General features: G+C 32.6%; 21 protein-coding genes. 10 read left to right on the top strand and 11 right to left on the bottom strand.

What is annotated here, in order from left to right; translation table 11 throughout:
- The first annotated feature begins 237 nt into the window (after window positions 1-237).
- From prfA to TD29_RS16725, 3 genes are read left to right on the top strand one after another with little or no spacing between them, the layout of a single operon-like run.
- Window positions 238-1,314: a peptide chain release factor 1 gene (gene prfA, locus TD29_RS16735; protein ID WP_040282460.1), complete on the top strand. Its 1,077-nt coding sequence runs from the start codon at window positions 238-240 to the stop codon at window positions 1,312-1,314.
- A 33-nt stretch (window positions 1,315-1,347) separates the two neighbouring features.
- On the top strand, window positions 1,348-2,163 hold the full coding sequence (gene pyrF / locus TD29_RS16730) for an orotidine-5'-phosphate decarboxylase (RefSeq protein WP_040282458.1): 816 nt from the start codon (window positions 1,348-1,350) through the stop codon (window positions 2,161-2,163).
- Window positions 2,164-2,201: 38 nt separating this feature from the next.
- Complete coding sequence (locus TD29_RS16725; RefSeq protein WP_040282456.1) at window positions 2,202-2,984, top strand: ABC transporter substrate-binding protein; 783 nt, start codon at window positions 2,202-2,204, stop codon at window positions 2,982-2,984.
- Here TD29_RS16725 and TD29_RS16720 read toward each other — a convergent pair.
- The 4 genes from TD29_RS16720 to purU form a co-directional block, all read right to left on the bottom strand.
- The gene (locus tag TD29_RS16720; protein ID WP_040282455.1) at window positions 2,959-3,186 is read right to left on the bottom strand and encodes a Lacal_2735 family protein; all 228 of its coding nucleotides are present in this window, start codon (window positions 3,184-3,186) and stop codon (window positions 2,959-2,961) included. The genes TD29_RS16725 and TD29_RS16720 overlap by 26 nt on opposite strands.
- Window positions 3,187-3,259: 73 nt before the next feature.
- The gene (locus TD29_RS16715) at window positions 3,260-3,463 is read right to left on the bottom strand and encodes a Lacal_2735 family protein (RefSeq protein ID WP_241485296.1); all 204 of its coding nucleotides are present in this window, start codon (window positions 3,461-3,463) and stop codon (window positions 3,260-3,262) included.
- A gap of 219 nt (window positions 3,464-3,682) precedes the next feature.
- On the bottom strand, window positions 3,683-4,396 hold the full coding sequence (locus tag TD29_RS16710) for a DUF4197 domain-containing protein (RefSeq protein ID WP_040282453.1): 714 nt from the start codon (window positions 4,394-4,396) through the stop codon (window positions 3,683-3,685).
- A 446-nt stretch (window positions 4,397-4,842) separates the two neighbouring features.
- Window positions 4,843-5,691 carry a formyltetrahydrofolate deformylase gene (gene purU, locus TD29_RS16705; protein WP_040282451.1) on the bottom strand — a complete coding sequence of 283 codons (849 nt, stop codon included), beginning with the start codon at window positions 5,689-5,691 and terminating at the stop codon, window positions 4,843-4,845.
- Window positions 5,692-5,837: 146 nt separating this feature from the next.
- On the opposite strand from purU, the gene TD29_RS16700 reads away from it, so the two are divergent.
- The 3 genes from TD29_RS16700 to TD29_RS16690 all read left to right on the top strand — a co-directional run bounded on the left by TD29_RS16700 (window position 5,838) and on the right by TD29_RS16690 (window position 10,802).
- Window positions 5,838-9,320 carry a methylmalonyl-CoA mutase family protein gene (locus TD29_RS16700; RefSeq protein ID WP_040282448.1) on the top strand — a complete coding sequence of 1,161 codons (3,483 nt, stop codon included), beginning with the start codon at window positions 5,838-5,840 and terminating at the stop codon, window positions 9,318-9,320.
- Between the two features lie 453 nt (window positions 9,321-9,773).
- Window positions 9,774-10,319 (top strand): sigma-70 family RNA polymerase sigma factor, encoded by a 546-nt coding sequence (locus TD29_RS16695; RefSeq protein ID WP_040282447.1) that lies wholly within the window; start codon window positions 9,774-9,776, stop codon window positions 10,317-10,319.
- 12 nt (window positions 10,320-10,331) lie between these two features.
- Window positions 10,332-10,802, top strand: coding sequence for an OsmC family protein (locus TD29_RS16690; RefSeq protein WP_052467164.1), 471 nt, complete (start codon window positions 10,332-10,334; stop codon window positions 10,800-10,802).
- Window position 10,803: 1 nt separating this feature from the next.
- On the opposite strand, the gene TD29_RS16685 is transcribed toward TD29_RS16690, so the two are convergent.
- Window positions 10,804-11,199, bottom strand: a complete 396-nt coding sequence (locus TD29_RS16685) for a hypothetical protein (RefSeq protein ID WP_040282446.1) — start codon at window positions 11,197-11,199, stop codon at window positions 10,804-10,806.
- Between the two features lie 116 nt (window positions 11,200-11,315).
- Between TD29_RS16685 and TD29_RS16680 the strand changes: the two genes are divergently transcribed.
- Window positions 11,316-11,759 (top strand): Lrp/AsnC family transcriptional regulator, encoded by a 444-nt coding sequence (locus TD29_RS16680; RefSeq protein ID WP_040282445.1) that lies wholly within the window; start codon window positions 11,316-11,318, stop codon window positions 11,757-11,759.
- A gap of 42 nt (window positions 11,760-11,801) precedes the next feature.
- On the opposite strand, the gene TD29_RS16675 is transcribed toward TD29_RS16680, so the two are convergent.
- Window positions 11,802-12,476, bottom strand: a complete 675-nt coding sequence (locus tag TD29_RS16675) for a DJ-1/PfpI family protein (protein ID WP_394331539.1) — start codon at window positions 12,474-12,476, stop codon at window positions 11,802-11,804.
- A 148-nt stretch (window positions 12,477-12,624) separates the two neighbouring features.
- Between TD29_RS16675 and TD29_RS16670 the strand changes: the two genes are divergently transcribed.
- Entirely contained in the window at window positions 12,625-14,559 is a 1,935-nt protein-coding gene (locus TD29_RS16670) for a CocE/NonD family hydrolase (protein ID WP_040282444.1), read from the top strand.
- Between the two features lie 5 nt (window positions 14,560-14,564).
- Here the strand turns inward: TD29_RS16670 and TD29_RS16665 are convergent, their stop codons facing one another.
- Genes TD29_RS16665 through TD29_RS16655 form a run of 3 tightly spaced genes read right to left on the bottom strand, consistent with a single transcriptional unit; the run spans window position 14,565 to window position 17,163 of the window.
- A complete protein-coding gene (locus TD29_RS16665; RefSeq protein WP_040282443.1) occupies window positions 14,565-14,939 on the bottom strand; it encodes a VOC family protein in 375 nt (124 codons plus the stop codon).
- Window positions 14,940-14,941: 2 nt separating this feature from the next.
- Window positions 14,942-15,922 (bottom strand): YpdA family putative bacillithiol disulfide reductase, encoded by a 981-nt coding sequence (locus TD29_RS16660; protein ID WP_040282441.1) that lies wholly within the window; start codon window positions 15,920-15,922, stop codon window positions 14,942-14,944.
- Window positions 15,919-17,163, bottom strand: coding sequence for an MDR family MFS transporter (locus TD29_RS16655; protein ID WP_262501119.1), 1,245 nt, complete (start codon window positions 17,161-17,163; stop codon window positions 15,919-15,921). The genes TD29_RS16660 and TD29_RS16655 overlap by 4 nt, the downstream gene beginning before the upstream one ends.
- Before the next feature lie 269 nt (window positions 17,164-17,432).
- Here TD29_RS16655 and TD29_RS16650 point away from each other — a divergent pair, with 269 nt between their 5' ends.
- On the top strand, window positions 17,433-18,035 hold the full coding sequence (locus TD29_RS16650) for a DUF1684 domain-containing protein (RefSeq protein ID WP_040282439.1): 603 nt from the start codon (window positions 17,433-17,435) through the stop codon (window positions 18,033-18,035).
- A 96-nt stretch (window positions 18,036-18,131) separates the two neighbouring features.
- Here the strand turns inward: TD29_RS16650 and crcB are convergent, their stop codons facing one another.
- On the bottom strand, window positions 18,132-18,497 hold the full coding sequence (crcB, locus tag TD29_RS16645) for a fluoride efflux transporter CrcB (RefSeq protein WP_040282438.1): 366 nt from the start codon (window positions 18,495-18,497) through the stop codon (window positions 18,132-18,134).
- A gap of 12 nt (window positions 18,498-18,509) precedes the next feature.
- The gene (locus TD29_RS16640; protein WP_040282437.1) at window positions 18,510-19,532 is read right to left on the bottom strand and encodes an SRPBCC family protein; all 1,023 of its coding nucleotides are present in this window, start codon (window positions 19,530-19,532) and stop codon (window positions 18,510-18,512) included.
- Window positions 19,533-19,634: 102 nt separating this feature from the next.
- Between TD29_RS16640 and TD29_RS16635 the strand changes: the two genes are divergently transcribed.
- Window positions 19,635-21,674: a dipeptidyl-peptidase 3 family protein gene (locus TD29_RS16635; RefSeq protein ID WP_040282436.1), complete on the top strand. Its 2,040-nt coding sequence runs from the start codon at window positions 19,635-19,637 to the stop codon at window positions 21,672-21,674.
- Window positions 21,675-21,683: the final 9 nt, after the last annotated feature.

Genomic DNA, 21,683 nt, shown 5'->3' with positions numbered 1-21,683 from the left:
GTAGTGAGCAGGACTATAAGCTCTGGGTTAATTATTGTTATGGCTAGCGTCACAACAAATGACCACAGCGCCATAGCTTTATAATAGTTTAGTATAGATAAGACTTGCTTTCGCATAACAAGATAACGCAAGACATATAGATAATATTTTTCAGAATATGAATAAATATTAGGTTGTACTCAGGTTATACAAATCCATAAATTATCGTATTTTTGAATCACAATTTTTAGAAGATAGATGTTAGAGAAATTACAAATAGTAAAACAACGCTTTGATGAGGTTAGTGATTTAATCATTCAACCAGATATTATAACAGATCAAAAACGTTACGTTTCCTTAAATAAAGAGTATAAAGATTTACGCTTGTTAATGGATAAGCGTGAGTTATATATAGAACTTACAGAAAATTTACAGGAAGCTGAAGAAATTATTGCAGATGGTAGTGATGCCGAAATGGTAGAAATGGCAAAAATGCAATATGATGAAGCTAAAGAAGGAATACCTAAACTCGAAGAAGATATTCGTGTGTTGCTTATTCCTAAAGACCCTGAAGATGCTAAAAATGCAGTTGTAGAATTACGTGCAGGTACAGGAGGAGATGAAGCCAGTATTTTTGCTGGTGATCTTTTTAGAATGTATTCTAAGTACTGCGAAAGTAAAGGTTGGAAAGTAGATACTGTTGATTATAGTGAAGGTACAAATGGTGGTTTTAAAGAAATTCAATTTGAAGTATCTGGTGAAGATGTTTACGGCACTTTAAAATTTGAAGCTGGTGTGCATCGTGTACAGCGTGTGCCTCAAACCGAAACACAAGGTCGTGTGCATACAAGTGCTGCAACATGTATGGTGTTTCCTGAAGCCGAAGAGTTTGATGTAGAAATAGACCCTAAAGATGTTCGTATAGATTTCTTCTGTTCGTCTGGTCCAGGAGGTCAATCTGTAAATACAACCTATTCTGCTGTACGATTAACACATGAACCCACAGGTTTGGTAGCGCAATGTCAAGATCAAAAGTCCCAACATAAAAATAAAGAGAAAGCCTTTAAAGTATTGCGTTCTCGTTTATATGAAATGGAATTAGCAAAAAAGAATGCTGCCGACGCCGAAAAACGTGGCTCTATGGTAAGTTCGGGAGATCGTAGCGCCAAAATTAGAACGTATAACTATTCTCAAGGTCGTGTAACCGATCATAGAATAGGATTAACACTTTATGATTTACAGAATATTATTAATGGTGATATTCAAAAAATAATAGACGAACTCATGCTAGCAGAAAACACTGAAAAGCTTAAAGCTAGTGACGAACATTTATAATATTTAAAGCCTCTTTTGAGGCTTTTTTTTAATATGACAACACAACAACTTACCAAACAAATCAAAAAAAAGAACTCCTTTCTATGTATAGGATTGGATGTTGATTTAAATAAAATTCCAGCATATTTATTAAAAGAAGAAGATCCCATATTTGCCTTTAATAAAGCCATTATTGATGCAACTCACCATTTGTGCGTAGCGTATAAACCCAATACGGCTTTTTATGAAGCTTATGGTCTAAAAGGTTGGAAAGCATTAAGTAAAACGATTTTATACCTCAATGAAAAGCATCCTGATATCTTTACAATTGCAGATGCAAAACGTGGCGATATTGGTAATACAAGCACGATGTATGCGAAAGCTTTTTTTGAAGATTTAGCTTTTGATAGCGTAACTGTAGCGCCTTATATGGGAAAAGATTCTATAGAACCTTTCTTGGCTTTCGAAAATAAGCATACCATTATGTTAGCACTCACCTCAAATCAAGGTGCTTATGATTTTCAAACAAAAGTTGTAGACGATAAAGAATTATATAAGCAAGTATTAGAAACATCAAAAACTTGGCAGAATTCTCAAAACTTAATGTATGTAGTAGGAGCTACAAAAGCTGAATATTTTGGAGATATTAGGAAAATTGTTCCAGATAGTTTTCTACTTGTTCCAGGAGTAGGAGCTCAAGGCGGAAATTTACAAGAGGTATGTAAATACGGCATGAACGACTCAGTTGGTTTATTAGTAAATTCATCTAGAGGTATTATTTATGCGTCTCAACATAATGATTTTGCTGAGGCAGCTGCTAAAAAAGCTAAAGAACTTCAAGCACAAATGGAGATGATTCTCAATTCATAATTATCATTGCAAGTAAACATGACGCGTCAATCTCATTTATGAAGTACAAAGATCAGCTCAACCGTTCTGGCGAAATAGTAAGTGTTCCAAAACGAATCATCTCTCTAGTTCCTTCTCAAACCGAACTCCTTGTTGATTTAGGTTTAGAAACATCAATTGTTGGGCTAACAAAATTTTGCATTCATCCATCTTCTCTTCGGAAATGTAAAACCGTGGTTGGTGGTACCAAACAAGTAAATTTTGAGACCATAACAAGTTTGAAGCCTGATATCATTTTGTGTAACAAAGAAGAAAATACAAAAGAAATGATATTGGAGTTAGAAAAAATTGCTCCTGTTCATGTGAGTGATATATATGACTTGGAGGATGCTTTAAAACTTATTGATCTATATGGCACTTTATTTTCCGTAGAAAAAACGGCAAGTACTTTAATTGAAACAATTAGTAAAGAATATTTAGATTTTCAATTATACATTAAAGTTCAGCCTAAACTTAAAGTGGTATACTTTATTTGGAAAAATCCATGGATGATCGCTGCTCATCAAACATTTATCAATAACATGTTAGAGTTAAATAATTTTGAAAATTACTTTACACATTTAAAAAGATACCCACAAATTCAGCTAGATGATATAAACGAAGTTGATGTGATTTTGTTGTCTAGTGAGCCTTTTCCTTTTAAACAAGAACATATAGAGTCCTTACAACTACAGTTTCCTAATAGCAAAGTCGTTTTGGTAGATGGAGAATATTTTTCTTGGTATGGATCTCGTTTAAAAGATGCGTTTAGGTATTTTAAAACGCTGCGTCAAACCCTGTAGGATTATATTTTTTTAAATTTAAAATTCGTTGTTTTAATTTTTTAGCCTCATGAAATAAGGTATCGCTTAAACTTCTATCAGTTTGCTCGACGTTATAAGCCTCTTCAATAAAATTTGAATACTTATGCTCTAGGTCTTTTAGATTAGTGATTTTACTTGGGTTTGGACTAATTTTTCCAACTTTACAAAAATGTGAATTCATAACAACTTGCGCTTAAAGTATATATACGTACAAAATTGATTTTTAGACGTTTGCTTTACGATAAAAATTAAATTTAATGTTGTTGTATCATATTTACGTCTCTATTAAGGTATTTAAGTTTATTTAATTTGTGAAGTAGTTTTATGGCTTTAAACTCTGAAATGTCACTAAGAGCAGAGTCTGTTTGACGAAAATTATACGCCTGCTCAATTAGCATTTTATATCGCTTTAATAGTAAGTTTTGATTGGCCTTGATATGTTTTGTGGATTCCATCATATTAAATTGATTTGCTAATAAATTTATATAAAATATTGTAAATCAACACTATGTTGTTGATATTAGTCATAAAAAAAAATCGACCTCAGGACAAGGTCGATTTCTGCTAACTTTCTAATTCTAATAAATTATGAAGTGTATTTTAAACTAACTATGCAAATATCTAATGTTTTGAGCTAACCTATGTTAAGCTAGCATTAGGATATTATTAAGCTTAACTTAATCTTGAAGTGCAAATACTTTTTTTAATAAATCTGTAGATCTAGAAGATACTTTGTTTCTAATCTCTTTTTCTTCAACAGCAATCATAGTGTACACACCTTTTAGAGCTTCTCCAGTAACATAATCTGTAAGATCAGGATTAACATTATTGGTAAAAGGAATGGCATTATATTTATTAATTAAGTTTGCCCAAATTTGATCTGCACCAACTTTAGCAAACGAGTTATTAATAACAGGTTGAAATTTATTATACAGTTCAGTTTGTGTTTTAGTAGTTAGATATTGTGTAGCTGCATCGTCATTTCCTAATAGTATGTTTTTAGCATCATCAAATGTGATATCTTTTACTGCATTAACAAAAATTGGTGTTGCTTCTCCAACAGCATCTTCTGCAGCTCTATTAAGCACTTTTAAGCCTTCATCGGCGAGATTGCTTAAACCAATATCTCTTAAACCTTTGTCTACTTTTTGTAATTCTTCTGGTAATAAGATTTTTACCAAATCGTTTTTAAAGAAACCGTCTGTTTGAGTAAGCTTGGTTACTTGTTTGTCAATTCCTAAATCTAACGCTTCGCGTAAACCTGAAGCAATATCTGCATTGCTTAATACGCTTCCAACACCTCCTTGTGGTAAATTATCAACAACATTTTGTAATTCAGCACAGGCAGTTAAACTAAAAATTGAAAATAATACTAAAATTTTCTTGTACATAATGAGTAATCTTTTAAAAAATAAATATGGTTAAGAATGTAAAATTATAACTTTATTATATTGGAATATTGCATTTTAGTAAATAATTAGTATTAAATACCATCTAATTTTTCGTACTCCATTTTTACATCACGTTTTCCTTGTGCAGGATTTTCTGGCAATCCTTGAGCCTAAACTAAACTTACCCATATATACATAATGCGTAATAACAGTTTTATTTGCGTAAAATGAGATTAAATTAATGATTATAGTTAAATATATAATACCGTTACTAACGTAGCAACATTTTATTAGACACAGTATTAATTAAGAAGTCACAAACTCGTAATTGATTGAAGTAATTGATTGTTTTTTTAGTGTTTTGGTAGTTGTTGAGAAAGTGAATCTTGTCGTGTTATTAAAACTATATTTTTTAATGATAAATGTTTAAAAACCTTAAATGCATTTTAATAAAAAATAACAGTCTTGTTATTATAAACCATAACTTTTCTATTAATATGATGTTTAATAGCCGTAGCGAGTACAATTTTTTCTAAATCTCTACCTTTAGTAATTAGGTCTTTTATAGAATAAGTGTGTGATACACGAGCTACATCTTGTTCAATTATAGGACCTGCATCTAATTCTTCAGTAATATAATGACTTGTAGCTCCAATAATTTTTACACCTCTTTTTAATGCCGAATGATATGGTTTTGCACCAATAAAAGCAGGTAAAAATGAATGGTGAATATTTATGATCTTATTTTTGTAGAGGTCAATGAGCTTACCAGAAACAATTTGCATATATCTTGCTAATACAATAAAATCAACTTGATGCGCTTTTAAAAGTTCTAATTGTTGCTTTTCGGCATCTATTTTTGTGTCTTGGGTTACAGGAATATGATAAAAAGGGACATTAAAATTGTCTGCAATAGGCTTTAAATCTATATGATTACTTATAATAAATGGTAAGTCACAATGTAATTCTCCCGATCTATAACGACCCAAGAGATCATATAAACAATGATCATATTTAGAAACAAATATGGCCATTTTTGGTTGGTCCTCAGCATTGTAAATACGCCATTTCATTTTAAATGTCTCAGCTAATACTGTTTTGAAATTAGAAGTAAAATTATCCATAGAGAACATCTCAAACTCACTTTCAATACGCATAAAAAAAATGTTTTGCTCTCTATCAACATGTTGATCTATATAAACGATATTCCCCTTATGTTCTGATATAAAATTGGTGACAGATGCTATAATAGCAGGTTGATCTTTGCAATGTATTTGTAAGATGATTTTTTTCATTTCTAAACGCTTAAATAGGCAAGCTAAGTTAGTATAAATAGAATACGACACTTTCTAAAATTTAACTTTTAGATATTTTATGGTAAACCCTTATTGTTTTTGAATATTCCGTAAATTTGTATCCATAAATTCTCATAATTTTACGAATGAAGCAAGTAACACCATATAGGCCAAAGTACAAAGTTAGAATAGTAACCGCAGCATCACTTTTTGATGGCCATGATGCTTCAATAAATATCATGCGTCGTATCATTCAATCCACAGGAGTTGAGGTGATACATTTAGGGCATGATCGTAGTGTAGAAGAAGTTGTAAATACGGCAATTCAAGAAGATGTAAATGCCATTTGCTTAACATCGTATCAAGGTGGACATAATGAGTATTTTAAATACATGTATGATTTGCTCAAAGAAAAAGGAGCAGGTCACATTAAAATCTTCGGTGGAGGAGGCGGTGTAATTTTACCTTCGGAAATTGAAGAACTCATGAATTATGGCATTGCCAGAATATACTCGCCAGACGACGGAAGAGAAATGGGACTTCAAGGCATGATTAATGACCTCGTACAGAAGTCTGATTTTGCTATTGGTGATACTTTAAATGTTGAGCTCAATGACCTTCCGAAGAAAAACCCGAAATCTATTGCTCGAGTGATTTCTTCTGCCGAAAACTTTCCAGACATCGCAAAAGCTACTTTAGATAACATTCATACTAAAAACAAAGACTCTAAAACACCAGTACTTGGAATCACAGGTACAGGAGGAGCAGGAAAGTCGAGTTTAGTAGATGAGTTGGTTCGTCGTTTTTTAATTGATTTTCCAGAAAAAACCATTGGTATTGTATCTGTAGATCCATCAAAACGTAAAACAGGTGGTGCACTTTTAGGAGACAGAATTAGAATGAATGCCATTAACTCACCAAGAGTTTATATGCGTAGTTTGGCAACACGTCAATCTAACTTAGCATTATCAAAATACGTTAATGAAGCGGTTGAAGTTTTAAAGGCTGCAGAGTTTGACCTCATTATATTAGAGACTTCGGGAATCGGACAATCAGATACCGAAATCATAGAACACTCAAATGTATCTTTATATGTAATGACACCAGAATTTGGTGCAGCAACACAATTAGAAAAAATTGATATGCTCGATTTTGCAGATCTAGTTGCTATTAACAAATTTGATAAACGTGGTTCGCTAGATGCACTTCGCGATGTGAAAAAACAATACATGCGTAACAATAATCTTTGGGATACACCTCAAGATGAGTTGCCAGTTTTTGGTACAATAGCTTCTCAATTTAATGATCCAGGAATGAACACGCTCTACAAAGCAATCATGGATAAGTTAGCAGAAAAAACTGAAACAGACCTAAGCTCGACGTTTGAAATTTCCGACGAAATGAGCGAGAAGATTTTTGTTATTCCTCCAGCAAGAACACGCTATTTATCTGAAATTGCAGAGAATAATCGTGCCTATGATAAAACAGCTAACGAACAAGTAGAGGTGGCTCAAAAACTCTACGGAATATATAAGACAATATGTTCGGTTGCTGTCATTTCGACCGAAAGTGAGAAATCTCATTTGAGTAAGTCAGGACTAGAACAAGACGAGATTCTTCGCTCTGCTCTGAATGACAAAGGAAATGTCATTCCGACAGAAGGAGGAACGACCGATGAGGAATCTCAAAGACAATTGTTAAATTTATTATTTAAAGAGTTTGACCGTGTAAAACTAAATCTCGACCCTTACAATTGGGAAGTGATTACTGGTTGGGATGAGAAAGTTAATAAGTACAAAAATCCTATTTATAGCTTTAAAGTTCGTGATAAAGAAATAAAAATTGAAACGCACTCAGAGTCGTTATCGCACCTACAAATACCAAGAGTTGCTTTGCCAAAGTATCAGGCCTGGGGTGACATTTTACGTTGGACATTGCAAGAAAATGTACCTGGAGAATTTCCATTTACATCAGGTTTGTATCCTTTTAAACGTACAGGAGAGGATCCAGCACGTATGTTTGCAGGAGAAGGAGGTCCAGAGCGTACCAACCGTCGTTTTCATTATGTGAGTATGGGATTGCCAGCTAAGCGTTTATCTACAGCTTTTGATAGTGTGACACTCTACGGAAATGATCCAGATCACAGACCAGATATCTACGGTAAAATTGGTAATGCTGGTGTGTCTATTTGTTGTTTGGACGATGCTAAAAAACTATATTCAGGTTTTGATTTGGCAAATGTAATGACATCAGTAAGTATGACTATTAATGGTCCAGCTCCAATGTTGTTAGGCTTTTTTATGAATGCAGCTATTGATCAGCAATGTGAGATGTATATTAAAGAGCACGGTTTAGAAAAAGAAGTTGAAGCCAAAATAAATAAAATTTATAAAGACAAAGAGCGACCAACCTATAATGGTGAATTGCCAGAAGGTAACGACGGTTTAGGACTAATGCTTCTTGGTGTTACAGGAGACCAAGTTTTACCAGCAGATGTTTATAAAGACATAAAAACCAAAACTATTGCTCAAGTTAGAGGAACGGTTCAAGCAGATATTTTAAAAGAAGATCAAGCTCAAAACACGTGTATTTTTTCTACAGAATTTGCGCTACGATTAATGGGTGATGTTCAAGAATATTTCATTGAAAATAACGTTCGTAATTTTTATTCGGTATCAATTTCTGGATATCACATTGCAGAAGCTGGAGCTAATCCAATTTCGCAATTAGCGTTTACCTTATCTAATGGGTTTACTTACGTAGAGTATTATTTATCAAGAGGTATGGATATTAATAAATTTGGTCCAAACCTTTCATTCTTTTTCTCAAACGGAATTGATCCAGAATACGCTGTGATTGGTCGTGTAGCTAGAAAAATTTGGGCTAAAGCTTTAAAACATAAGTATGGTGCCAACTCTAGAGCTCAAATGTTGAAGTACCATATCCAAACATCTGGTCGTAGTTTACATGCGCAAGAAATAGATTTTAATGATATACGTACAACACTCCAAGCATTGTACGCTATTTATGATAACTGTAACTCATTGCATACAAATGCTTATGATGAAGCGATTACAACACCAACCGAAGAATCTGTTCGTCGTGCAATGGCTATACAGTTAATTATAAATAAAGAATTAGGATTAAACAAAAACGAAAACCCAATTCAAGGATCATTTATAATTGAAGAGTTAACCGATTTAGTAGAAGAAGCTGTTTTATTAGAATTTGATCGCATTACCGAAAGAGGAGGTGTTCTTGGAGCTATGGAAACGATGTACCAACGAAGTAAAATACAAGAAGAGAGTTTGTACTATGAAACCTTAAAGCATAATGGTGAGTTCCCAATTATTGGCGTGAATACGTTTTTGAGTAGTACTGGTTCTCCAACGGTTTTACCTGCGGAAGTAATTCGTGCTACAGAAGACGAAAAACAATTTCAAATAAAAACCTTAGAAAATCTTCATAAAGCTAATGATACAGATCAAATGCTTAAAGATTTACAGCATAAAGCCATTAATAATGAAAATATTTTTGAAGCCTTGATGGATGTTTGTAAAGTATGTTCTTTAGGAGAAATTACATCTGCTTTATTTGAAGTTGGTGGTCAGTATAGGAGAAACATGTAAGCAAAGAACTAATTTTCTATTTCAGAAAATGGTATGATTCGCTTATCTCAAACTTGTTTTGGGATCTCAACAAACCAAATTTATTTTTACAAAGTTGTATGAATCACTTTTGCTAAATATGTGATGGAAACTTAAAAAACTAATCCTGATGAACATCAGGATTTTTTATGAGATTTACTTAAAATTAAAATTTCTCAAAACTTTTTATCTTGAAATGCATCTTTTTTAAAACTTTCGCGTCTATTATATGAACCTTAAAAATAGATATTATGAATTATAAAAATTGTACCTGCGACTGTGATGGTTGCATTAAAGGAAATTGTTTTAATTGTACATGTGAAAACTGTACTTGTAACAATTGTAATTGTTAAGTTAAATGTAAAGTCTCTATAAAACAGAACCTATTTAGTAATTTTATACTAAAGACGTTCTGTTTTTTTTTATAATACAGTTATGCTAAAAACAAAAGACATTTGGGAACTACATTCAAAAGACATAAAGTATTTCATTTTAAGTAAAGTTAAAAATGAGACTGTTGCTAACGATTTGCTTCAGGATACTTTTATTAAAGTACATACTAAATTAGAAACTTTAAAAGACATTAATAAGTTAAAATCATGGCTATTTACAATTGCTAGATATACCGTTTATGATTATTTTAAAGCACATAAAATAGTAGATGATAAGCTTGATGGGATTGATCCTATAGCAGATAATGAAAGGGTAAGTCATGATGAAAAAGACTGCTTACATGGTATTATAAAATCACTTCCTAAAAAATATAGAGATCCTTTATTTTTATCAGATATTAAAGGCATTAAGCAGGCAGAAGTAGCCAAACAATTAGAGTTAGAATTACCAACCGCAAAATCTAGAATTCAACGCGCTAGAAAATTAATAGCCCAAGGTTATATAGACTGTTGCGATTTTAAGATTAATGATGATGGTTATTTAGTTGGTGAAATTAAGCCAAAAGAAGAATGTAAGATTTGTAATTAAAAATAAGCTTTTATGATGCTTAAAAAGCAATTTAAAGTCAATGCAAAATGGTCTTCAAAAAACGCTTTAGGCGTTTCGATTAATGGGAAGACGCATCAGGTTTTTATAGATGGTAAACCATCATTAACAATTTCCGCAGCAAAAACATTTAAAGGTGATGAGTCTCAATATAATCCTGAAGATTTATTATTAACTGCATTATCCTCTTGTCACATGATGTCGTATTTTTATGTGTGCGCTCAAAACGGAATTGAGCTCATAGATTATAAAGATAATGCTATTGGCACTTTAGAGTTAAAAGCTGATGGCAGTGGTGCATTTACGAGTGTTACATTACAACCTGAAATTATTATTGCAAACAAAGATATGGTTGAAATTGCTGTGAGCTTGCACGACGAAGCTCATAAACTCTGCTTCATTGCTAATTCTTGTAATTTTCCAATGACGCATAACGTTAAGGTGAAGGTTTTAAATACAAATTAATTTACAAAGTCATCATCCAACTGCGTTGTAGCCTTTTAAACTTTTTGAGTTCGGTTTGCAGTATAGGTAAATAATCTTTCCCGTTACTATTACAGTGTTGTAAGCGATTACAATTAAGATGTAAACGGTGTGTTAAACGCTCTAAAGAAGCTAAATGTTTGTGCTTTCTTACCGAACAACGTTCGGCTTGAGCTTTTTCTATTTCGGGAGCTAAAGATTCTGATTGCTGAATAATATCTCCAGAAAAATAAATGTTAGAATCTTCAGAACCATCAGGTCTTAAGTAAGATAAATCCTGATTGAGGTAAGTTGAGATATTTCGGGATAACACGAGAATATCCATAGCCTTTTGATATATAGGCAGTTCAGATAAATGAGATGGGATATTGTAGTTCATTTTTTTTATAGCAATGGTATCAAATTTAGTGACAAGTTTTGATAAATAGCTTTAGATTTTAAAGTAAAATTGTATATTTGATTTAATTATTAACGTATATTTTAATTTTACTTTAAATGAATTTAGATAAACTTAATTGGAACATTTTAAAGCGCTTGCAGCTCAATGCGAGACAGTCTAATGCTGAAATTGGTCGACAAGTTGGGATCAGTTCTCCTGCGGTTTCTGAGCGTATTAAAAAAATGGAAGACGCAGGCGTTATTGAAAGTTATAATACTTTAGTATCTCCTTTTGAAGTTGGTTATCAAATAAAAGCGTTAATTACACTGCGTGCTTTTATGGGTATGTTAAAACCATTTTTAGAAAAAGTAAAAACCTATGATGAAGTTATCAATTGTTATCGTATTACTGGTAATGAAAACATTGTTATGGAAGTCGTTTTAAAAAATCAAAAGCATTTAGAATCCTTTATTGATCAATTAATTGTTTATGGTGAAACAAAAACTCAAATTGTATTATCTCGTGTGGTTAAGCATAATGAGGTGAAACCTTTAAAGTAAGATGTACCGCTTGTTTTGCGGTGAAATTATAACGCTTGTGATTTAATTTTCAATAATCAAATGTGGTACATTGTCTAGATTCCAGTCAATTACCAATCCGCCAGCCAAACTTTGAGCTGTCTCTTTTCCGTAGAGAAATTCGCAGAGATAAAGCGCAGCTTCAAACGATTTTGCGCCTCCTGCAGAGGTAATATATTTACCATCGTGCACAAACAAAACCTCTTTTCTAATATCTAGATTTGGAAAGCGTTTTCGCATCGTATCAATATCACTAGGGAATGTTGTAGACACCTTTGTGTCTAGCAAACCAGCTTGTGCTAAAACAAATGCACCATCACAATGTGATGTGATAAATTGAGCGTCTTTATCTACTCGTTTTACAAAATCAATCATGGCAGTATCTTCTAAATCTGTGTCTAAATGGTGCTCTGCACTTGGCACCACGAGAATGTCAATTTTTGGTAATATATCTGTTAGATAGTTAAAATCTGGTAAAATACGCATGCCTTCAAAAGTTGTAATTGCAGTGTGAGTATTTGCAACGGTAAACACATTCATAGGTTTAATACTATCTCTAAATATAGTGTGTTGAAAAATATCGTAAGGCGCAGTTAGTTCGGTATTAAAAACACCATCCATGATTAAAAAAGCGACATTATAACGATTGGGTGCTATTACAGGAGTATAATTTTCGTCATGCTCAATTGATACTGGCATCTCATTATTTATATTTTTCTTTTTTTCTTCGGAAATATTACAACTCACAAAAAGTAGCATTGTAAATAAAAATAGTAAGTGTTTCATTTGTGTAAAATAGTCATTTGTTTTTGTAAATTTAGTCATTCAAAATTTAGATCACCAATCCATGAAAATTCTTTTTAGAGTCCTTTTTGTTACCAGTATTTTATTGTCATCATGTTCAAAAACGAATAAGGACAATCCTATTTCCGAAGATAAAAAAGTTGCAGATACTTTTGTGAAAGATAATTACACTAAAACTGAGGTTGATATAGAAATGCGTGATGGTATAAAATTGCATACCACAATTTACGCACCTAAAGATACAAGTGAAACCTACCCAATTTTAATGATGAGAACACCTTATAGTTCTCGTCCTTATGGAGAAGGCAAGCTTAAAACAAAAATTGGCCCAAATGTACATTTAATGAAAGAAGGAAACATTATTGTGTATCAAGATGTACGTGGACGTTGGATGAGTGAAGGTGTGTATGATAATATGCGTGCTTACATCCCAAATAAAACCGATGATTCTCAAATTGATGAGTCGTCTGATACTTATGATACCATAGATTGGCTAGTAAATAATGTTGAGAATAATAATGGTAATGTTGGTACTTGGGGAATTTCGTATCCAGGATTTTACTCAACCTATTCTACTATAGATGCGCATCCTGCTTTAAAAGCAGCATCGCCTCAAGCTTGTATTGGAGATTTCTTTTTTGATGATTTTCACCATAATGGTGCTTTTTTATTGAGCTATTTTAGAGCAGTTTCTCTTTTTGGTACAACAAAAGATACACCTACAGATTCTGCTTGGTACAAGTTTCCTGAAATGAAAACGAAAGATCAATATCAATTTTTTCTTGATGCAGGACCCTTGAGTAACTTAAATAAATACTTTCAATATGATACACCAGATGATAAATCTGTATCACAATCTGATAGAATTGACGATGTTTTTTGGAAAGAAATTGTAGATCATCCAAATTATGATAGCATTTGGAAACCTAAAGGCTTAATTCAAAATTTAAAAGATGTAAAATCTAGTGTAGCTACCATGATCGTTGGAGGTTTGTTTGATGCCGAAGATTTATATGGTCCTTTTGAAACCTATAAAACTATAGAAAAACACAACCCAAATAATTATAATACGATGGTTTTTGGTCCATGGGATCATGGTCGTTGGGCTAGTAGTAAAGTAGAAAATTATGTTGGTAATTATTATTTTGGAGACTCTATTTCTTTAAAATTTCAAAGAGATGTTGAAACCAAATTTTTTAATCATTTCTTAAAAGGAAAAGGTGATAAAAATTCGGGCTTACCAGAAGCTTTAGTATATGACTCTGGCAAAAAAGAATGGAGTAGTTTTGAGGCCTGGCCACCAAAAGCCGCAAAAAAGGTTGAGATGTATCTCAATGCCAATCAAGAATTATCTAAGTCTAAAAAAGGAACAACTAGTGAGACTTTTGTAAGTGATTTAAAACGTCCTGTGCCTTATTCCGAAGATATAAAAACCGTATTCACTCCTAGAAAATATATGACAGACGATCAGCGTTTTGCTGCACGTCGACCTGATGTGCTCATTTTTGAAACCGAAATTTTAGAAGATGATCTCACTTTAGCTGGCGATATTTTAGCACAATTAAATGTGTCAACAACAGGAACAGATGCCGATTGGATTGTTAAAATTATAGATGTACATCCTTCAGATATCGAAGAGCAAGACGATGGTATGCAAGATCATCTAGCGTTGAGTAATTACCATTTAATGGTAAGAAGTGAAGTGATGCGAGGCCGTTTTAGAAATAGTTTTGAAACTCCAGAAGCCTTTGTACCTAATAAAGCTACAGATGTGAATATTAAATTACAAGATGTGCATCACACTTTTAAAAAAGGTCACAAATTGCAAGTACAGGTGCAAAGTACGTGGTTTCCTTTAATTGATTTAAACCCTCAAACATTTGTGCCTAATATTTACAAAGCAAAAGAAAGTGATTTTAAAACACAAACACACCAGGTATTTAACGCGTCTAAAATTGAATTTACGGTTTTAAAATAACAAGTTTAAATGCGCCAAGGTGGCGTTTTTCTATTTTTTCCTGCGGAAAAGAGAATGATATGATTTTGGTCTAAATCATAAAGATGAGCTTCTCGCCATAACCACGATTTGTCTTCGGGAAGTGAAGTGAACTGTATACCTTTACCTTGAAGTGTTTTAACTAATTCGTCTAGGTGGTCATCTTCAAAATATATAGAAATACCATCACCAGTTGGTAAGCTGTCAACTTTATGAATAGAGAATGTTGTGTCACCATCAGGACATTCAAAACGTACATATCTTGGTAAAGCATCTACAATTAAATGCAACCCTAAAGTTTTATAAAATGCAGTCGCTTTGTTTACATCTAATGACGGAATTGTAATTTGATTTAAAGTCATAATTATAATGCTGTTTTAATATGCTGTGCAATTTGTTTAGCATGTATTCTTGAGTTTTCTATAAACCATTTGTGTGTTTCCATTCCGCCACAAATTACACCAGCAAGATAGAGTCCGTTGATATTGGTTTCCATAGTGTCTGTGTTATACTTTGGTATGCGTTTTCCATCTTTAGAAAATTGAACTCCAATTTGCTCTAAGAGCTTAAAATTGGGTTGGTAACCTGTTAATGCAATAACATAATCATTAGCAATGGTTGTGTTTCCTTTAGGCGTTTTAATGTGGATTTTATCAGGAGAGATTTCGGTTATTTCAGAGTTAAAAAATGCTTTAATACTGCCTTCTTCAATACGATTTATAATATCTGGTCTTACCCAATATTTTACACGTTCTCCAATGGTTTCTCCTCTTATAATCATGGTTACATTTCCGCCTTTGCGATATATTTCTAAAGCTGCATCTACAGATGAATTACTGGCACCAACCACAGCAATATTTTGTAATGTATAAGGATGTGCTTCCTTGTAATAATGCATCACTTTTTCTAAACTCTCACCAGGTACATTTAGCAAATTCGGGATGTCATAAAAGCCGGTAGCAACAATTACTTTTTTGGTCTCATATTGAGTTTTATTCGAGGTTACTTTAAAACCTTTGTCATTTTTCTCTACGGAAATGATCTGTTCATATAAATTAATGTTTAATTGATTGGAGGTTGTAACCCTTCGGTAATATTCTAAAGCCTCGTTTCTTGTAGGTTTAGGATTGTTGCTTATAAAAGGAATATTGTCAATTTCTAACTTTTCCGAAGTAGAAAAAAAAGTCATATTTAAAGGGTAATTAAACAATGAATTTGTGAGTGCTCCTTTTTCTATTACCAGATAATTTAAATCTTGTTTTTTGCATTCTAGCGCACAAGCAATACCAATTGGTCCTGCACCAATAATTAATATATCTATATTTTTGGTTTGATTAACAGTCATTCAATTAATTTTTTTCGTTTCATATAAAATTTTAAAAACCATAATAATAAAGCGCATAAACCGCCTAAAGCAGTCATTATAAACCACGCGTTATTAAAGCCAATACCAGCTATTATTTGTAACCCAGCATTATAACCAAAAACGGTTGCTACAGAAAACGACATAATATACATTGCCATATATTCGCCTTGATTCCCTTTTTTTGCAAGATCCATAGCAAAAGAATTAGAAAACGGAAAGGAAATCATTTCTCCAATCGTCATAAAAAGCATCCCAATAATTAAAACACCTGACCAAGATGAAAGCGTAAGCACAAGAAAACTTAGGCTTGTTAACACGGCTCCAAAAATGATTAATGAAACTTTGCTATACTTGCTTTTTTCTAGCCAACTTATAAGAGGCATTTCAAATAAAAATATAAAGATACCATTACAACTTAATAAGATTCCAATTTCTACCGTATTTAATAAGTGAATATCTTTGTAATATAAAGGCATTGCCGAAAAATATTGAAAGAATATCACAGCAAAAACAACCATTGCTAAAAAGAAAATCCAGAAAGGTTTGTCTTGATAAACAGATTGAGGATGTTCCACTTTAAACTCATCAATTGTTTTAGATACTTTAGGATTGAGAACTTTAATTAATAAAACGGTAGCTAAAATACAGGTTATACCATCAATCCAGAATAAACCGCTATAACCAATACCTGCAGAAATTAATCCAGCAGCTAAAGGTCCAGCAGAAAAACCTAAGTTAATTGCCAAACGAATAAGCGTTACAGATCGTGTTTTGTTTTCTGGTTTGCTGTAAGCACTCATAGCAACAAACATAGCAGGTCTAAACGTATCTGCAACAACCATGGTTAAAAATATACCAATACAAATTGAGGTAAATGTATTGAGAAATTGTAGTACGATAAATAAAATACCAGTTGATAGTAAACTTCTCACCATGACTTTATAAAAGCCAATGGTATCGGTTAATTTACCACCAAGCCATGTGCCAGCAACAGCACCTAAACCGTATGCAGTCATTATCCAAGCCACATCGCTATAAGTGAATTTTAAGTCTTCGGTGAGATATAATGATAAAAACGGTATAACCATTGTACCTGTTCTATTGATTAAAGTGATGAGTGCCAGCCACCAAACCTCTTTAGAGAGGCCTTTAAATGTATTTTTGTAGTTATTAAATAGCTTTATCATTTTGGATTGATGTTCTTTTTTCTCTTCAGAAATTTCTTCAGAAAAATGTTGTAGTCAGTTTTAGCTTGACTTACAACCATTTATAAATGTAAAAAGTCTGACAATTACGTCAGACTTTTTATGATTGGTTGGTTAAATAATTATAATATCATATCACATAATAAGTCTGACTCTATTAAAAGAGGTCTGTCTTTGTTTATATGAAATGACGTTGTTTTGCATTTTTTTTAATTATTTAGTGATCAAATCTATAAAAAAATTTTGGTTTAAGTTGTATTTTTACTTCGGAAAAAAAACTATACATGAAATACTTTGCCTTTTTATTATTATTTATATCAACATTAAGTTGTGCACAAGATAAAGTCCCAATAGCAGGTGATACTGAATTTCAAAGACAGACGAATTCAGATTTTAAGGACGCATCAAAATCACCCTTAAAAGCTAAAGATTTAAAAACCTTTAAAGGATTAGACTTTTTTAAATTTGACTCAATTTATGTTGTTAAAGCAACTTTAAAAAGAACACCAAATTCTAAATGGTTTAAAATGCAAACTACCACGAGTCGCTTATCTAATGAGCGTGTGTTTGGAGTGGTAACGTTTCAATTACAAGGACAAACATTTAATCTAAATGTGTATCAAGGTAAAGATGTAATAAAGGAAGACGGTTTTGAAGATTACTTGTTTTTACCATTTTTAGACAACACCAATGGTGAAGAAACTTATGGAGGCGGACGCTACATAGATCTAACTATTCCCGAAGGCGACACTATAGAAATAGACTTTAATAAAGCATATAATCCTTACTGCGCATACAATGAAAAATATTCTTGCCCAATAGTGCCAAGAGTAAATTATTTGGATACAGACGTTAGAGCAGGAGTAAAGGTGTTTAAAAAGAAGTAACTAGTAATACGTTTTTAGTAAGCAATGGTTCAATTTATATAGGTTTATTTATAACCTTGTATTGGAGCTATATATTAAAGTTCTGCCTAATCCTTTTTATTTAGCTAAATACATTCCGAAGAAAACCGCCAAAAAACCTAATGCAAAACTGGTTATAGTGTAAATGGCAAAGGTCATAAAATCACCCGATTTTAAAAACACATGATTCTCATAAGCAAAGGTCGAAAAGGTGGTAAAGCCACCACAAAAACCTGTAGCTAACAATAAGGTTTGGTTTGACGAGAGTGTGTCATTTTTTGCAGCAAGGCCTAATATTATTCCTATTAACAGACTTCCTATGATGTTGGCTGCAAATGTTCCGTAGGGAATTCCATTTTGAGAGTTATTAAGTAATTTACCAAAAGCAAACCTAAGCATGCTCCCAAAACCACCACCAATAAATACGAGTAGAAACTGTTTCATTATAATTTATGGTTAATCTACAGCCAAATAAATTTCTGTCACCCAATTGGCAGGATTAGGTGTTGACATAGGGTCTGTTACATAAACTTCTAAGGCAGGACCAGTAATGGGTTGAACTAAACTGTTTTCTTTAATATATGACATAGCTTTGCTCCAAGCTTCTTGAGAATTTGAATAATCACCTTTGAGGACGGTTTTAACGGCTTTAAAAGGTTCTAACTGTCCTGTAAGAATATTTGAATTGGTAGTTTCAATTTTGAAAGTTGTTGGTATACAGCAAGAGAACATAACCGTGTTATTTTCTGTATCCCATTTATGATACATTACAAATGGTTTACCAGCCATTGTAATATTATTTGCCATCGCATAACCTCCAACTTGAGGCATCATCACTTGCATTTTTTGTTTCAAATCTTCAATTTTACAAGAACTTGTATTGTACAAATAAAATCCACCTCCATGTTGAGTAATACCTTCTACATTAATACTGTATTTGTTCATATCAGCTCGTACAATGCTATCTAGTTTAAAGAGCCCTCTTTCAAAATCTGGTCCCGTATTTTTTTCTATAGAACCAGCGACAGCAACATAAAGCTTTGTCATGAAATCTTGTTTTCCTGTCATACTCCAGGTGACTTTTGTGCCTTCTTCTACATGTTCAAAATCCCAATTTATATTAGAGATAGATTCAAAAGGTTTTACAAACTCTATTTCTTGATTAATCTTTTTATTGTTTAACACATCAATGGTTTTAGCATTCCCAATACCTAAAATCTCACCTTCCCAACTATATCCAGCACCAACTCCAGAAGTCACTTCATCAAAGGTTAATATAGCATCTTTATCTTGTTCTATCCAAGGCGAAAAACGAGGCCATTCTTTAAAATCGTTAACCACATTATAAACTACAGGTACAGGTGCTTTAATAATTTTACTTCTGTTAAACGTATAATCATTAGGTTGTACAGCAACATATATGGCGAAACCTATAAAGAGGATGAGTAATAAAAAGAGGATATATTTAAATACTTTCATTGTTAGTTTTGATCTTAAATTTATTAGGTTCTCAAAGATAATCAATTTTAGTTCATGATTATAAATGTTTACATTTGCGAAACAACAATTAAAACTTAAAAAATGAAATTAAAACAGATATTAGCGCTTGCAATTTTTACTGGCATAATGTTCTCTTGTGGAGATGAAAAAAAAGGTGAAATTACTGAAGCCGAAAACGTAGAAACAACTACAGATTTTGACTTTAACGTAGAGCAGTTTGCAGATATTAAAGTATTACGTTACCAAATTCCAGGATGGGAGAATTTAACGTTAAAAGAGCAAAAATTAGTCTACTATTTAACACAAGCAGGATTGTCTGGTCGTGATATTATGTGGAATATGAATTACAGACATAATTTAACCATCAGAAAAGCATTAGAGAATGTTTATGCAAATTATAATGGCGATAAAAAAGCTGATGATTGGAAAGCGTTTGAGGTATATTTAAAACGCGTTTGGTTTTCTAATGGAATTCACCATCACTATTCAAATGCAAAATTAAAACCTGAATTTTCTTCGGAATACTTAAAAGAATTATTAGCAAACACAAACACGACTTTAGAAGGAGAAGCGTTTGATGTGATCTTTAATGATAAAGATGCTAAGAAAGTAAATCTAACTAAAGATGTTGATAATGTATTATTATCTGCTGTGAACTTTTATGGACCAGATGTTACTAGTGCTGATGTAGAAAATTTCTATAAAAAGAAAGAATCTCCAAATCCAGCAAAGCCTTTATCGTACGGTTTAAATTCTCAATTGGTAAAAGTTGATGGTGTTTTAACTGAGCGTGTTTATAAATCAGGTGGTTTATACGGTAGCGCTATAGATGAAATCGTAAAATGGTTAGAGTTGGCTCAAGGTGTAGCAGAAAATAAAGCACAAGGCGATGCTTTAGGTTTGTTAATTTCATATTACAAAACAGGAGATTTACAAACTTGGGATGATTATAACGTTGCTTGGACGGCAGCTACAGAAGGTAATATTGATTATATCAACAGTTTTATTGAAGTGTATAACGATCCTGCTGGTTATAGAGGTTCTTTTGAAAGTATTGTGCAAATCAAAGATTTTGATATGTCTGAAAAGATGTCTGTATTATCAGAAAATGCACAGTGGTTTGAAGATAATTCACCTTTAATGGACGAGCACAAAAAAGCTAATGTTGTTGGTGTAACTTACAAAGTTGTTAATGTAGCAGGAGAAGCAGGAGATGCATCTCCAAGTACACCAATTGGTGTAAACTTACCAAATGCAAACTGGATTCGTGCTGCTGTTGGTAGTAAGTCGGTATCTTTAGGAAACATCATTCATGCGTATAATAACGCAGGAAGTACAGGTCGTTTAAAAGAATTTGTGAACGATGATGAAGAATATGAATTAGAAGAAAAATATGGTCAAATTGCTGATAAGTTACACACAGCACTTCATGAAGTTATTGGTCATGCCTCTGGACAATTAAATCCAGGAGTTGGAGAAACTAAAGAAACACTTAAAAAATACGCATCAACATTAGAAGAAGGTCGAGCAGATTTAGTTGGGCTTTACTATTTGTACAATCCTAAATTACAAGAATTAGGATTGGTAGATGATTGGAAATCTGTTGGAAAGGCAGCTTATGATGGCTACATTAGAAACGGATTAATGACACAATTAATTAGATTAGAATTAGGTGATGATGTTGAAGAGGCACATATGGTTAATAGACAGTGGGTTTCAGCTTGGGCTTTTGAACAAGGGCAAGCAGACAATGTTATTGAGAAAGTAACTAGAGACGGAAAAACGTATTTTAATATTAATGATTATGAAAAACTACATGAGTTATTTGGTCAATTGTTAAGAGAAACGCAACGTATTAAATCTGAAGGTGATTATAAAGCCGTATCAGATTTAGTTGAAGGCTATGGCGTAAAAGTAGATCAAGCTATTCATGCTGAGGTTTTAAAACGTAATGAGCAGTTTACATCTGCACCTTATAGTGGTTTTGTAAATCCAGTTCTTGTTGCAGAGAAAGATGAAAATGGTGAGATTACTGGAGTTAAGGTAACACAACCAGACACATTTGAAGGCCAAATGATGAGATATAGTAAGGATTATGGTTTTCTACCTTCGGAAAATTAAAAACTAGAC

Source organism: Psychroserpens damuponensis (genome assembly GCF_000826655.1).
Lineage (GTDB): Bacteria > Bacteroidota > Bacteroidia > Flavobacteriales > Flavobacteriaceae > Psychroserpens > Psychroserpens damuponensis.
This window is presented reverse-complemented; position numbering and strand designations above follow the sequence as displayed.